This window comes from Saccharibacillus sacchari (genome assembly GCF_037722395.1).
GTDB lineage: Bacteria > Bacillota > Bacilli > Paenibacillales > Paenibacillaceae > Saccharibacillus > Saccharibacillus sacchari_A.
The window spans coordinates 670,285-684,930 of sequence record NZ_JBBKAR010000033.1 but is presented as its reverse complement, the minus strand read 5'-3'; the positions used below and the strand labels follow the sequence as shown (position 1 = coordinate 684,930).

General features: G+C 54.3%; 14 protein-coding genes. 7 read left to right on the top strand and 7 right to left on the bottom strand.

Annotation, left to right across the window (positions count from 1 at the left end):
• Nucleotides 1–38: 38 nt before the first annotated feature.
• Together WKI47_RS11860 and WKI47_RS11855 are read right to left on the bottom strand one after the other, a co-directional pair.
• Entirely contained in the window at nt 39–602 is a 564-nt protein-coding gene (locus tag WKI47_RS11860; RefSeq protein WP_340227328.1) for an NUDIX hydrolase, read from the bottom strand.
• A 26-nt stretch (nt 603–628) separates the two neighbouring features.
• Nucleotides 629–1,756 (bottom strand): M20/M25/M40 family metallo-hydrolase, encoded by a 1,128-nt coding sequence (locus WKI47_RS11855; protein WP_340227327.1) that lies wholly within the window; start codon nt 1,754–1,756, stop codon nt 629–631.
• 384 nt (nt 1,757–2,140) lie between these two features.
• Between WKI47_RS11855 and prli42 the strand changes: the two genes are divergently transcribed.
• Entirely contained in the window at nt 2,141–2,236 is a 96-nt protein-coding gene (gene prli42 / locus WKI47_RS11850) for a stressosome-associated protein Prli42 (RefSeq protein WP_084778204.1), read from the top strand.
• A 328-nt stretch (nt 2,237–2,564) separates the two neighbouring features.
• Here prli42 and WKI47_RS11845 read toward each other — a convergent pair whose 3' ends face one another.
• The 5 genes from WKI47_RS11845 to WKI47_RS11825 all read right to left on the bottom strand — a co-directional run bounded on the left by WKI47_RS11845 (nt 2,565) and on the right by WKI47_RS11825 (nt 8,142).
• Nucleotides 2,565–3,986, bottom strand: coding sequence for a dihydrolipoamide acetyltransferase family protein (locus WKI47_RS11845; RefSeq protein WP_340227520.1), 1,422 nt, complete (start codon nt 3,984–3,986; stop codon nt 2,565–2,567).
• A 67-nt stretch (nt 3,987–4,053) separates the two neighbouring features.
• A complete protein-coding gene (locus tag WKI47_RS11840; RefSeq protein WP_340227326.1) occupies nt 4,054–5,037 on the bottom strand; it encodes an alpha-ketoacid dehydrogenase subunit beta in 984 nt (327 codons plus the stop codon).
• A 1-nt stretch (nt 5,038) separates the two neighbouring features.
• A complete protein-coding gene (locus tag WKI47_RS11835; RefSeq protein WP_340227325.1) occupies nt 5,039–6,076 on the bottom strand; it encodes a thiamine pyrophosphate-dependent dehydrogenase E1 component subunit alpha in 1,038 nt (345 codons plus the stop codon).
• 343 nt (nt 6,077–6,419) lie between these two features.
• A complete protein-coding gene (gene lpdA / locus WKI47_RS11830) occupies nt 6,420–7,841 on the bottom strand; it encodes a dihydrolipoyl dehydrogenase (protein WP_340227324.1) in 1,422 nt (473 codons plus the stop codon).
• Nucleotides 7,842–7,929: 88 nt separating this feature from the next.
• Nucleotides 7,930–8,142: a Ni2+-binding GTPase gene (locus WKI47_RS11825; RefSeq protein WP_340227323.1), complete on the bottom strand. Its 213-nt coding sequence runs from the start codon at nt 8,140–8,142 to the stop codon at nt 7,930–7,932.
• Between the two features lie 605 nt (nt 8,143–8,747).
• On the opposite strand from WKI47_RS11825, the gene WKI47_RS11820 reads away from it, so the two are divergent.
• Genes WKI47_RS11820 through cysC form a run of 6 tightly spaced genes read left to right on the top strand, consistent with a single transcriptional unit; the run spans nt 8,748 to nt 14,544 of the window.
• The gene (locus WKI47_RS11820; RefSeq protein ID WP_340227322.1) at nt 8,748–9,599 is read left to right on the top strand and encodes an STM4015 family protein; all 852 of its coding nucleotides are present in this window, start codon (nt 8,748–8,750) and stop codon (nt 9,597–9,599) included.
• Complete coding sequence (locus tag WKI47_RS11815; protein WP_340227321.1) at nt 9,596–10,903, top strand: STM4014 family protein; 1,308 nt, start codon at nt 9,596–9,598, stop codon at nt 10,901–10,903. Before WKI47_RS11820 ends, WKI47_RS11815 begins: the two co-directional genes overlap by 4 nt.
• Nucleotides 10,900–11,703, top strand: a complete 804-nt coding sequence (locus tag WKI47_RS11810) for an STM4013/SEN3800 family hydrolase (RefSeq protein WP_340227320.1) — start codon at nt 10,900–10,902, stop codon at nt 11,701–11,703. The genes WKI47_RS11815 and WKI47_RS11810 overlap by 4 nt, the downstream gene beginning before the upstream one ends.
• Before the next feature lie 20 nt (nt 11,704–11,723).
• Nucleotides 11,724–13,088 (top strand): STM4012 family radical SAM protein, encoded by a 1,365-nt coding sequence (locus tag WKI47_RS11805; protein WP_340227319.1) that lies wholly within the window; start codon nt 11,724–11,726, stop codon nt 13,086–13,088.
• Entirely contained in the window at nt 13,085–13,975 is an 891-nt protein-coding gene (locus tag WKI47_RS11800) for an STM4011 family radical SAM protein (RefSeq protein ID WP_340227318.1), read from the top strand. Before WKI47_RS11805 ends, WKI47_RS11800 begins: the two co-directional genes overlap by 4 nt.
• The gene (cysC, locus tag WKI47_RS11795) at nt 13,972–14,544 is read left to right on the top strand and encodes an adenylyl-sulfate kinase (protein ID WP_340227317.1); all 573 of its coding nucleotides are present in this window, start codon (nt 13,972–13,974) and stop codon (nt 14,542–14,544) included. Before WKI47_RS11800 ends, cysC begins: the two co-directional genes overlap by 4 nt.
• The last annotated feature ends 102 nt before the right edge of the window (nt 14,545–14,646 follow it).

Genomic DNA, 14,646 nt, shown 5'->3' with positions numbered 1-14,646 from the left:
AAGTTACAGGGGTTTAAAGTCAAACGTTTACGGCACGTTTACAGCGGCCATTTTCCCGTCAACTCGCGGATTTGCCAAGCGTATACGGCCATAATCGTTTTCGCATCGCTAATCCGTCCTCCGCGAATATGAGCAAAGGCCTCGTCCAACGTGATTTCAGTCAATTCCAAAAACTCATCTTCATCCGGCTGAAGTGTTCCGGCCGTCAGTTCCTCTGCAACGTAAAAATGGATAATTTCATCCGCGAATCCCGGCGAAGTATAAAAAGAAGACAGGTGGATCAACTCCGGCGCTTTGTAGCCCGTCTCTTCTTCCAGCTCACGCGCCGCCGCTTCGCGAGGATCTTCGCCCGGCTCTAGTTTACCTGCCGGAATCTCGATCTCTGTACGGCCAAGCGGCTGACGGAACTGCTCGACAACAAGCAGCTTGCCTTCACGGATCGGCAGCACGGCTACCGCACCCGGATGCTTGACGATTTCGCGGCTGGCTGTTGTCCCGTCGGACAACTCTACCGTATCGATCTGCACCTTGATAATTCTTCCGTCGAAGATCGGCTGACTGCCTACCGTTTTTTCCCACAGTTTTTCTTTGCCTGCTTCCATAACGTTCTCCGCCTCTCCTAGTGGATTTAGCCGCGTACCGATTGACGAACGATCTCGACGATAAAGTCGGCCAGCTTGCTCAGGTCTTCGACCTTGATTTTTTCTTCCGTCGTATGAATATTTTCGTATCCTACCGATAGATTAACCGTAGGCACGCCGAAACCGTTAAATACATTGGCATCGCTGCCGCCGCCCGATTGGAAGGTCCGGCCGCTAAGACCCAACTGTGCCGCTGCCTTTTTTGCCAATTGAACGACTTCAGCGTCATCCGTATGATTGAACGAAGGATACACGATCACGCTCTCGAACACGGACTTCGCTCCAAATTCGGCACATGCGGATTCCAGCGATTCCTTCATGGAAGCGATCTGCGCCACTACTTTTTCCTGCACGGTGCTGCGCGCTTCGGCATACAGCTTCGCAAAATCGGTCACTACGTTGGTCGCGCCCCCGCCCGAAAAACTGCCGATATTCGCTGTCGTATCTGGATCGATCCGTCCCAGCTTCATGCGCGAGATCGCTTTGCCGGCAACTTGGATCGCGCTGATTCCGTCTTCCGGATTTACGCCCGCATGCGCGGACTTTCCGTGAATCTCCATCGAAATTCTGGCCTGGGCGGGTGCCGATACGGCGATCTCGCCGATCTTGCCATTCGAATCGACCGCAAATCCGAGATCCGCGTCCAGTAGCGAAGCATCCATCGCACGCGCGCCCATCAGACCGGATTCTTCGCCTGCCGTAATGACGAACTGGATCTGCCCGTGCGGAATGTCCTGTTCACGCAGCACGCGGATCAGCTCCAGCAATGCGGCAACCCCCGCTTTGTCGTCGGCGCCCAGAATGGTATCGCCCGAGCTTGTGATCCAACCGTCCTCATGCACGATCGGCTTGATTCCGCGTCCCGGCAGTACCGTGTCCATATGGCAGGTAAAAAACAGCTTCGGCGCATCCACGCCTTCCGTCGCCGGAAGAAGCGCAATCAGATTCCCCGCTCCGTGACCGGAACGCGATGCCGAGTCGTCTTCGACAACCTCCAGGCCATGCAGCTTGAATTTGCTTGTGAGCACGTCGGCGATTAACCGCTCGTTTTTCGTTTCGCTGTCGATTTGCACCAATTCCAGGAATTCGTGCACCAATCGCTGTGTATCGATCATAAAACTTCCCTCCGCTTTCCTGATACGTTAAAATAGATGCTATGACGGAACGCTCGCTTTCCTCCGAGAAAAGCGGCCATGCCGTTTCTTTCTCTATCTTACTCAAAAAGAGGGGAAAAACCAAAGAGGGGTGTGCGTGGGGTGCGTTTGTGGGGGGCGGCTGCGGGAGGTGTCTGTTTCGGTCGCGTGTTGAAAACGGGAAATTGCGATCGTTTCACTCCTACACAGACACCTCCCTCCGCCTACTACGCACGTATTTGGTAAGGGGTAGGGAAAAGAGAAAATGCCTTTGAAGAAGCTTCTTCAAAGTATGCGATTTAGCGTTTCACTTTTTATTTAAACGGCTTATACACTTACATTCATGAAAAGAGGTTTGAAGGCTTCATGCAGAACAAAAAATGGTTTAAAATTTTCATTTGGTTAATGATCGTCGCAATGGTAGGTTCGGTATTCCTCGGTTTGCTTCAAGTTTTCGTATAAAATTATTTACAGCACTATTCATACTCACTTGAAAAAGGAGCCTGTGACGATACAAGTCACAGCTCCTTTTTAGCATGTCTTTGTTCTTGCCTTATATCTTGTGCAACCAAACAGAGCCCGGACAGCTAAGTCCGGGCTCTGTTCTCCCCCAAAGAAAGTCCATTTGAAGCGAAGCGAATAGGCGGAGGGAGAAATTCAGTTCAGGACGCCCTTGAACTCGGAAAGATTCCGCTAAAATTTCAATCGACTTTTCCGAGTGAGACAGCGGCCTGAACGAATTTCTTCCGCAGCCGCCTTCAAGCGCCCTTACGAACAGGACTTTCAAACCTTAATAGAGTTTCGTCTCCGCCGAATAGCCTTCCAGGTTTTCTTTGACCCGCTGCAAGAAGCGGCCGCAGATCAAACCGTCCAGAATCCGGTGGTCCAAAGACAGGCAGAAGTTTGCCATGGAGCGCACGCCGACCATGTCGTTGATCACGACCGGACGCTTTACGATCGACTCGAACGTCAATTGCGCGGCCTGCGGATAATTGATGATCGGCTGCGACAGAATCGAGCCGAAGGAGCCGGTATTGTTCACGGTGAACGTGCCACCCTGCATATCGTCCAATTTCAAGGTACGCTCGCGCGTGCGGCGGGCCAAGTCGTCGATTTCCATCGCCAGACCGGCGATGTTTTTCTGATCGGCTTTTTTGATCACGGGAGTCAGTACGGAATCCTCCGTGCCTACCGCCAAGGAAATATTGATATCGCGCTTCACGATGATTTTGTCTACCGCCCATACGGAGTTCATGATCGGGTAGTCTTTGATCGCGTTGACGACCGCTTTGATCACGAACGCAGGGTACGTCAGATTGACGCCTTCTTTGCGCTTAAACTCGTCTTTATGCGTATTGCGCAGTTTGACCAGATTGGTCATATCGACTTCGATCATCATCCAGCCGTGCGGAATCTCGGCCACGCTTTGACGCATCCGCGTCGCGATCGTGTTGCGGATCGGCGTGATATCGATGTACGTTTCGTTGCTGCCGCGTCCGCCGTCTTCGATCTCGATTTTCGGCAAAGGCGGATTTTCGCTCAGATGCAGACCGGAGTGGCGAACCTCGTTTTGCGGCGACGAAGGTGCGGCAAAGATCGGAGGCTGCGGCGCGCCCGACGAAACTACAGTCGGCTGCGGCGTCGATTGCACGGCGGGAGCCGTCGGCGCGGGCGCTTGAGTCGCTCCGCCACGCTCCAGGTACTGAAGCACGTCTTTACGCGTGACGCGTCCTCCCATGCCGCTGCCCGGAATAACAGCCGGGTCCAGGTTATGCTGTGCCGCCAACGCTTGGACAGCCGGCGAATACCGGGCTCTCATGCCGCTTTCGGCATTACCGGAAGACGTCGCACCCGGCGAAGCAGGACGGGGAGCAGGCGTCTGCACGGCAGACGTTGCAACAGGAGCTGCCTCCGATCCCCCTTGCGGTACGGATGGCATCGAAGCCGAGTCGGCCGCCCCGCCTTCTGTCACGATCCGGCAAATGATCTCGCCTACCGCGATCTCCTGGCCTTCGGAGGCCAGCAGTTCGCCCATGACGCCTTCTTCCGTAGATGGAATCTCGGCGTTGACTTTATCGGTGATGACTTCGCAAATCGGTTCGTACATCTCGACGGTATCGCCCGGACGTTTCAACCACTTGGCGATCGTCGCCGATACCAGCGATTCGGCCAGTTGCGGCATCGTAATCTCTTTTTGCGTGGAATTCGATATACTCATTACGTTCACTCCTTTATGGCTGCAAACCGAAACTTCGTTGAACCTTTGTCGGTTTTTCCGATCAATACAGCGCCAGTTTGCGCATCGCGTCCAACAGTTTGTCTTTGCTCAACATGAAGAACTTTTCCTGCGGCGGGTTGATCGGCATAGCCGGAGCATCCGGTCCGCAAAGACGTCGAATCGGCGCGTCGAGGTCATATAGACATTCTTCGGCGATAATCGCAGCCACTTCGGCGCCTACGCCGCCTGTTTTGTTGTCTTCATGCACAATCAATACTTTGCCTGTGCGACGAACGGCTTCGACGATCGCTTCGCGATCGAGCGGCTGAATCGTGCGCAGATCGAGGATATGGCTGGTGATGCCTTCCTGCTCCAGCTCTTCGGCTGCCTGCATAGCGAAATGCAGCGGCAGACTATAACTGATGACCGTGATATCGTCGCCTTCGCGCAACAGATTGGCTTTGCCGATCGGAACGATGTAATCGTCTTCCGGCACGTCTTCTTTGATCAGTTTATAGCATTTTTTATTTTCGAAAAAGAGTACCGGATCGGGATCGCGTACCGCGGCTTTAAGCAGTCCTTTGGCATCGTAAGCCGAGTAAGGCGCGATAATCTTCAGTCCGGGAGTACCGAAAAAGATCGATTCCGGACACTGCGAGTGGTACAAGCCGCCGAAGATCCCGCCGCCGATCGGCGCGCGCACCACGATCGGGCAATCCCAGTCGTTGTTGGAACGGTAACGGATTTTGGCCGCTTCGCTGATAATCTGGTTCGTCGCCGGAAGCATGAAGTCCGAGTATTGCATTTCCGCGATCGGCTTCATTCCCACCATAGCCGCTCCAATCGCCACGCCTGCAATCGCCGATTCGGCCAGCGGCGTGTCGATCACCCGATCCTCGCCGAACTGATCCTGCAATCCTTTGGTTGTGGTGAATACGCCGCCTTTAACGCCGACGTCTTCGCCAAGCACGAAAACGGAAGAATCGTTCTCCATTTCTTCCTTCATCGCCAAGCGAATGGCATCAATATACTCCATCATCGGCATATCAGTTATTCCCTCCCTGTCCGTCTTCATCGCCCGCATAGACATGCAGCAGCGTATCTTCCGCACGCGGATACGGAGCCTTGTCCGCATATTCCGTCGCTTCTTTCAGTTCCTGGGCCACTTCTTTGAGATAAGCTTCTTCCTGCTCTTCGCTCCAAAGTCCGGCTTCGATCAGGTACTGCTTATAGCGCGGAATCCCGTCTTTTTGCCAGTTCGCATCGACTTCTTCTTTGGTCCGGTAAGCCAGATCGTTGTCCGACGTGGAATGCGGTGACAATCGGTACATCATCGCTTCGATCAAAGTCGGTCCTTCGCCGCGAACGCCGCGTTCCCGAGCTTCGCGCACGACACGGAACATTTCCAGCGCGTCATTGCCGTCCACCTGGAATCCCGGGAAGCCATAGCCCAGCGCGCGATCGCTCACTTTGCCCGCAAGCTGCTTGGCAATCGGAACGGAAATCGCGTATTGGTTATTTTCGCACATCATAATGACAGGCAATTTCTGCACGCCTGCAAAGTTAGCCCCTTCATGGAAATCGCCCTGGTTGCTGGAGCCTTCGCCGAACGTCACGAACGATACGGCACCTTCGCCGCGCATTTTCGAAGCCAGCGCCGCGCCTACCGCATGCGGAACCTGCGTCGTTACCGGGCTGGAGCCTGTCAATACGCGCAGACGCTTGCTGCCGAAGTGACCGGGCATCTGACGGCCGCCACTGTTCGGATCTTCCGCCTTAGCGAACGCAGACAGCATCAGCTCGCGTGGAGTCATGCCGACGGCCAGCATAAATCCGTAATCGCGATAGTAAGGCAGGAAATAGTCTTTTTGCGTATCGAGCGCGAAAGCTGCGGCTACCTGCGCGGTTTCCTGTCCGATACCGGATACGTGAAAATTGATTTTGCCCGCTCGTTGAAGCAGATGGCAGCGCTCGTCGAATTTGCGTGCGAGCAGCATATATTTGTACATGTCGACGGCACGGCGGTCATCCAGACCAGCCGCCTCGTGCAGAGTCTGCGGTACGATCGTTCCTTTTTGGCTCATTACGGGAACCTCCTTAATTGTCGTCAAACGAAGGGTTGATGTTCGATTTCCTTTTACGAGGTTGAAGCCGTTAACTGCTTCTAACACAACGTCTTAAAACCTGGTACTAATTCTTAACCCGAACCTATTATAATCCTTTTTTCGCCGAAAAGAAAAGCGCCGCTTTAACGCAATGTCGTACACGGTGCAAAAAGTCGGAACGTTTAAGCGCACGACGTCTATCGAATAACACACTTCTTTCGATTTTATTGTCCTCTTTTCTGCCCGACGACGCAAACAGGCCTGCTCCTCGGGATGAGAAACAGGTCTTTTCGGCTTGCGATCATCTCGCATTTAATTCGGTTTAGACATTGATCGCGTTCCCGTCAATCGCCAGCATCGCTTCACCCAGCGCCTCCGAAAGGGTCGGGTGCGCGTGCACGGAGCTTCCTACTTCCCACGGCGTCGCATCGAGCACAGCGGCAAGCGCAGCTTCGGCAATCAGCTCGGTTGCATGAGGCCCGATGATTTGCACGCCTACAAGGTCGCCCGTTTCCGTATCCGCTACGACTTTCGCAAAGCCTTCCGCATGTCCTTCAACAAGCGCTTTGCCAATCGCGGAAAAAGGCACTTTTGCTGATTTGACGCTACGTCCCAGCTCGCGTGCGCGACTTTCGCTTAAGCCGACGCTCGCGACTTCCGGCTGCGAATAGACACAACGCGGGATAAAGGCCGGATCGTACGCATGCGTTTTTTCGCCTGCCAGGTGCATCGCCGCCGCGATGCCTTCATGGCTCGCCGCATGCGCAAGCTGCAAGCCGCCGATGCAATCGCCGATCGCGTAAATATGCGACTCTCCGGTTTGGAAATTGGCGTTGACCGCAATATTGCCATTCACGACGCGAATATCCGTATTTTCCAGGCCGATTCCTTCCACATTGGCAGCACGACCAACCGAAACGAGCAGCTGCGAAGCTTCAAATACCTGTTCCTCGCCTTGCTGCAGCGCTTTGATCGAAATTCCTTTTTCCCCCGTCGAAAAAGTGTCGGTCTGAAGCTGAATCCCGGTTACAATCTTCACGCCGCGACGTTCCAGAGATTTGGCCAGCTCACGCGCGGTTTCTTCATCTTCACCCGGCAAGATCTGCCCGGCGAGTTCAACCACCGTAACTTGAACGCCGAAATCGCATAGCATGGATGCCCATTCGATCCCGATCACGCCTCCGCCGACGATAAGCAATGATTCCGGAAGGCTTTCCAGCTCTAGTGCTTCATCGCTGCTGAGTATGTATCGACCGTCCGGCTCCAGACCCGGCAGGACGCGCGGGCGCGAGCCGGTGGCAATAATCAGGTTCGCGGGTACGATCGTTTCCATCTCACCATCCGGAAGCTCAACAGCAACAGCCCCGCTGCGCGGCGAAAAAATCGAAGGGCCAATAACGCGTCCGCTGCCTTCGATCACACGGATTTTATTTTTGCGCATCAAATACAGAACGCCCTGGTGCAGCTTATCGACGATCCCGCGTTTACGCTCCTGTACTTTCGGGAAAACCAAGCGGCTGCCCGCACTCTCCACGCCGTATTCTTCCGCATTTTGCAGCAGCGAAAAGACCTCGGCACTTCGCAGCAGCGACTTGGTAGGGATACAGCCTTTATGCAGACAGGTTCCCCCCAACTTCGCCTTTTCGATAATGATGACTTCCTTGCCGAGCTGTGCAGCCTTGATTGCGGCTACATAGCCCCCGGTTCCCCCGCCAAGCACCGCGACATCGCATGTAATGGTCATAACTCCTATTCCTCCGTCTATGTTCGATTCGCTCAGGCAGTAGTTCAGCCTTTCGCGTTCTTCTGCTTAAATACGTGCTTATTGCAGATCACTCATATAAAGCGTCGCGCAGTTTGGTCGACATTGTCGGTTTGCGACCATTGGCCTTCAACAGCGCTTCACGCAATCTTTTGTTCTGCGCTTCGGTCTCTTTGAAACGATGCAGCACATCCGCAATCCATTCGGCGTCTTCCGCTTTTAGCGCCCCGGAATGTTGTAGATGTTGCAGACGTTGTACATCTTCAGCCCGATATTCGCTCATATTCCTTCATCCTTCCGTTTCCTCTTCAAAGCTGTCGCTTATCCACCATGCGCCTCTGTATATTCAGACTTCCATGCCGGTTTCAAACCGTATTATCTAGTAGCTTGTCTTGCTTTAATCTGGGGTTTTCGCTTGCCTGAAACGTGCATGGTTCTAGTACGTTTCAGGCAAGCGTAACCCTACATTAACTCGAGACAAACTATTAGTATCTTGACCGCATCAAATCTAAGGTTTGCGTTCATCGGAAACCCGTACGGTTTGAGCGGGGTTTCGAGGGGCGTAGCCTAACCTCTTAAGCGGTCAAGGTACTAGGGCATGTTTGAAAACTCAACGACGTGCATCTTTTACCGCCTTTTCGCCCGAGTTCGAGCACACGTCCTAGCATACCACGAGTCTACTTATTTTTCTCCGCTGGTGTTGATTGTGTCGAAAAATCCGCAAGTTCCGTGGAGTCGATATGCCGATATGCGTTTTTTGCGATCTTTTTTACCATGAATAAAACAGGAACATAAGTTCTTATTTTTAACTTGACTCCGTTCTCTGACGATGTTAGGTTGTTTTTAGGATGCTGATTAACCATTTCACCATTTTCGGGAGGGATTGACATGACGGAAATCAAACTTACGATCGGATATGACGAGTACGAAGACGGACAAAAGATGGAGACTTTGATTGCGGAATTGGCAGAAAAACCGGAGGCCGCGCAATTATCGAGTCTCATTATAGGCAGTTGGGGCGGCGCTTACGAAGATTCGTCGGAGTCGATCGTGGCCGAACTTGTGCGTCAGAAAGATCGCTTCCCTGCACTTCGCAGCCTGTTTGTCGGCGATATGGATTACGAAGAATGCGAAGTCTCATGGATTATGCAGTCGAATCTGAATCCATTATTCGCTGCATTCCCGGAACTCCGGTCGCTTACCATCAAGGGCAGTACCGATCTGGCTCTGGGCGAGGTCAGACATGCCAAGCTTGAAGAACTGATCATCATCTGCGGCGGCCTTGGCAAAAGCGTGCTGGCTTCGATTGCCGCCGCCGAACTCCCAGCGCTCAAAAAGCTCGAACTCTACATAGGCGTGGACAATTACGGCTTCGACGGTGGAATCGAAGACGTCATGTCTGTGGCCAAACCGGGACTTTTCCCAAATCTCACTTATCTCGGCCTAAAAGACAGCGAAATTCAGGACGAAATTGCGGTCGCTATCGCTCAATCCGATATTCTCGACAATCTGGAGACGCTGGACCTTTCCGACGGAACGCTCAGCGACGAAGGCGCGGAAGCACTGCTTGCCAGCGAAAAGATTCGTCGTCTGCCGCAACTTGATCTTCATTACCACTTCATGTCCGAGGCTATGACCCGTCGCGTTGCGACAGAACTGCCCAATGCAGACGTAAGCGATCGCCAGGAAACGGAAAAGTACGACGGCGAGGAATACCGTTACCCTGCTTTGACCGAATGATCGGGCAAAACGCCGGAAGTCCTTTTCCCGGGCTTCCCGACGCCAGAATTACCCCGCTGCTTTTGATCGCCCATGCCGACGGAGAACGCACGGACGGCTTGAGACGGGCAAGATTGTCGCTGGGTTTGCCGGAGCCGATCATCGTTTCGTACGAGCAGCTGCTTGCGGGCGTTCCTTTGCATGCAGCCGCTGAAAAAGCCGGACTGCCGACAGGAACCGCGCCGTTCATTCGCCTGGATGCGCCCGGCGAACACTTTGGCGTCGAACGGGCTTTGATCGCACTCGGGTCGCCCGAGCACGATGACGGCGATTCCCTGCTGCCGCTGCGCGAACGACGCGATCCGTATCGACTCTCCGAAAAAGCCGCATTGTCGCTACAGGAACAACCGATCCGACTCATGCACCCTTCCCAATGGTTTCGCGGGTTCTGCCGATTGTTGGATCGAATTCGCGGCGAAGCCCTTCAAGCTTGGCCGCAAGCCCGGTTCTGGCATGACCCGGCTGATATCGCGACGATGTTCGATAAGCGGGCTTGCCATCGTCACCTCAGCGCAGCAGGCGTTAAGGTTCCGACCTTGCTGGCCGAACCGGAGACGCTGACGGGATACGAAGCCGTGCGCGAAGCCATGCTGGGCAAGCGGATACATCGGGTATTTCTGAAGCTGGCTTTCGGCTCGGGAGCTTCGGGCATTATCGCTTACCAGATCAATCCAAAAACCGGGGCGGAGATCGCCACAACCACGATGGGGGCGGAAGTTTATGTTCAACGCCCCGGCATCTTTTACAATTCCAAAAAAGTCCGTTCGCTGACCGACTCCGAGTCTATTCGGACGCTGATCGGCTATCTGTGCGGACACGGCATCCATGCCGAACGTTGGATTCCCAAAGCTTCGCTGGACGGTCGGCCGCTCGACCTTCGTCAGCTCGTCGCTTTTGGCGAAGCCGGACATACCGTGGTTCGCGTCGGCGAAAGTCCGATCACGAACCTTCATCTGCGCAGCCAGCGAGTAACTCCCGCTGCATCGGGTTTGTCCGATGAAGTGCTCACGGCAGCCAAAAATGAAGCCTTGGCTGTCATGCGTGCGTTTCCCGCTTCTTTTTCGGCCGGAATCGATGTGCTGACGGAACGCCATACCGGGCAGCCCTATATCGCGGACGTCAATCCGTTCGGCGACTTGCTGCGGCGGGTGCTGCACGACGGACTTGATCCCTATGCGTGGGAAATGCAGCGCTGGACGGAATCCGGCGGCGCAGAAGCGGATACGGATACGATCGGAAGCCTGCAAGGAGGAACACAAGAATGACGCCAGAACAAAGTTCCATCGATATGAACAAGGTCGTGGGGACGCACGATATGATCATGATTACGCTCGACACCTTGCGCTTTGACGCAGCCGTGCTTGAGCAGGACAATTGCCCGAACCTTTGCGGCAGCGGTCCCTGGGAAAAGCGACACTCGCCCGGCAGCTTCACGTACGCGGCACATCATGCTTTTTTCGGCGGCTTTTTGCCAACGCCGGCCAATACCGATAAAGCTTCGCATGTCCGCTTGTTTCATTCGCGGGGCACGGGACTGAAGACGCATCCGCACACCTGGCTATTCGACACGCCGGATATCGTCTCGGGTCTTGCGGCTGAAGGCTACCGGACGCTTTGCATCGGCGGCGTTATCTTTTTCACGAAAAAAGTACCGCTTGCCCGCGTGCTGCCCGGTTACTTCCAACGCAGCTTTTGGCGGATGAACTTCGGCGTCACCAATCCGCAATCCACGAAAAACCAGGTGGATCACGCGTTAAAACTACTGGCGGATATCCCGACGAATGAACGGTTCTTTTTGTTTATCAACGTCTCTGCGATTCATGGACCTAACCATATGTTTTTGCCCGGCGCCAAGCGTGATTCCGTAGACAGCCAGCGGGCTGCACTTCGTTACGTCGATGCACAGCTGGGCCGATTGTTCGATGCGGTTCGCGCCCGAAACAATCCGGCATTTTGCATGGCCTTCTCCGATCACGGCACGGCCTACGGGGAAGATGGCTACGAAGGACATCGCCTGGCGCATGAGACCGTTTGGAACGTCCCGTACCGGGAATTTATGCTGTAAAAAGAAAAGGAGCGATTACCATGACCGAAACGGCCATCTATGACATCGAGCAGGTCCGGGCCTGGAAACGGGAACTGGACGCCGCTCCTTACCGTTCTTATCTCTATTCCTACCCGCATAAGACTGCGTATCGTCCGTTCGAAACGCCGAAGCCGTTATCCGGGCTTTGGCAAAACGAACCCGCGGAAAGTTTTTTTCTATATATGCATATTCCATTTTGCGGAGCACGCTGCGGATTCTGTAATCTGTTTACCCTGCCGGATAAACGCGAGGATGTGCATAAGCGCTATGTGGACGCGCTTGAACGCCAGGCCAGGCAGTGGGCGGGTCTCGCTTCGCGTCCTTTTGCGCGCTTCGCGATCGGAGGCGGTACGCCGACATTGCTGCGTGCCGACCAACTAAGCCGACTGTTCGACATCGCGGAAGATATCATGGGCTTGGACCCGTCCGTGGCTTCGATTTCGGTGGAAACTTCACCCGAGACGGTTGATCCAGAGCGACTTCGTATTCTCAAAGAACGGGGAACCGATCGCGTGAGCATGGGCATTCAAAGCTTTATCGAAGCGGAAGCGGCCGCGATCTACCGCCCCCAAAAGCCGGACGAAGTCCGCAGAGCTTTGGATTTGTTGCAGCGCTTTGATTTTCCTTTGCTCAACCTGGATTTGATCTACGGTCTGCCGGGACAGACATTGGAGACCTGGCTTTATTCGCTGGAGCAAGCGTTGAGCTACGAACCGGGTGAGATTTTTCTTTATCCGCTTTACACGCGGGAGCATACTATTCTCAAGCCCGGGGACGTGCAGGGCGGAGGTCCGCAGGATCTGCGCATGGACATGTACCTGGCGGCTTGCAAGCGGCTAGAGGAATGCGGTTACGAACAATTTTCGATGCGGCGATTTGCCCGCAAGGAGACGGTCGGTTATGACCCTTCCAAACGTCCGCTTGCCTATGGCTGCCAGGAGGAAGGCATGATGGGGCTGGGTTGCGGCGCCCGTTCGTACACGCAGCATGTGCATTACGCTTCGCGTTACGGAGTCAGCCGCAAAGCGACGGAAAGCATTATCGCCGATTACGTGGCTGCGGAACGTTATGATCAGGCGGATTACGGCTTTGAACTGAACGTGGAAGAACGTCAGCGGCGCTTTGTGCTTAAAGGCATTCTGCATAGCGAAGGGCTGCCTCTGGATGAGTACGCGCAACGTTTCGGTAGTGATGCGTTCAGGGATCTGCCGCAACTTCATCTGTTGACCGAATCCGGATTGGCCACGATAAAAGACGGCATTTTGCGGATGGGCCGCGAAGGTCTCGGCTACTCCGATGCGGTCGGCGACTGGTTGATCTCCGAACCCGTTCGCCACCATATGCATGAGTTCGTGCTGCCATGAAAGCAACTCTTTATTTCCGCGGTTCATTGTCGTCTTGCAACTACTCTTGCCCGTATTGCCCGTTCAGCAAAACGACGGATAGCGCCGAGACACTGGCCAAAGATCGGCGTCAGGTCGAAAAGTTCGTCGAATGGGCGGCCGCTCAGGAACACTCGGGACATCGACTCTCTGTATTTTTCAATCCTTACGGCGAAGGACTTGTTCACTCGTGGTATCGGGAAGCGATCATTGCCCTCTCCCATATGCCGCATGTCGATCGGGTTGCGATTCAAACCAATCTGTCCGCCAAGCTGGACTGGACCGATCGGTTGAACCGGGACACAGCCGCATTTTGGGCCACCTATCATCCGGGCGAGGTTAGCGAAGAACGGTTTCTCGGCCGCTGCCTCGAATTGCATCGGCGCGGCATTTTGTTTAGTGTCGGTAGCGTAGGCGTACGAAGCGCGTTCGACCGGATCGACTCGCTCCGGCGCGCGCTGCCGGAAGAGGTCTATCTGTGGATCAATGCGTTCAAAGACCGCAAAGATTATTACGAAGAGCATGAGATTCGACAATTACGCGCAATCGATCCGTTGTTCGAGCTGAACCTGCCGGATTACGCCAGTCTCGGGCAATCTTGTCGAACCGGGGAAACGGTCTTCTTCGTTCAAGGCCCCGGGATCGTCAAGCGCTGTTATAGCGACCGACGCGTCATCGGTCATTTGTATCGGGACGGTCTCGAAGGGTTGTCGAAGCAACGCCCTTGCGGAATGAAAAGCTGCGGCTGTTATATCGGTTACGTGCATATGCCGAAGCTAAGCATGGAAAGTCACTACGGAGACGGCTTGCTTGAACGGCGCGGCTTGCGAGAACAGTTCGTCACTGCTTATTCGGGAGGTAGCGCATGACTCATTATCAAGCAACGGAAGCGGGTCGTACGTTCTGGTTGACGGGATTGCCCTGTTCAGGCAAAACGACGACAGCGCTTGCGTTCGCGAAAGCCCTTTCCGAACGTGGAGCCGCAGTCGAGATCCTCGACGGAGACGAGCTGCGTCGCCGGATCGGCGGCGGTCTGGGATTCAGCCAGGAAGACCGGATGGAAAATGTACGCAGAGCCGTTTATCTCTCAGGGCTGCTGAACAAACACGGCGTAACTACGATTGTTTCTTTAATCAGCCCCTATGCGACGATGCGCGATTACGCCCGTTCCGAACTTTCGGGATTTGTCGAAGTGTACATCCAATGTGCATTGGAAGAGTGTGAGCGCCGCGATGTCAAAGGCATGTATGCGCTAGCCCGCCAAGGCAAAATCACCTCGTTTACCGGCATATCCGATGTGTACGAGCCTCCTGTATCGCCGGAATTGACGTTGCGCACAGACCAACATTCCGTTCAGGAAAATGTATCGAAATTGTTGCAGCTATTCGATCATAATAAGCTTGGAGAGCGTATTCGTACGGAATCAGCGACGCCTTAGAAATATGGGTACCCTATCGTGTAAACCCGGACATTCTTATGTCCGGGTTCTTCTGTTAGATTAGAGAAAACGTATCATATACATCCGCGATCCGCGCGGTTC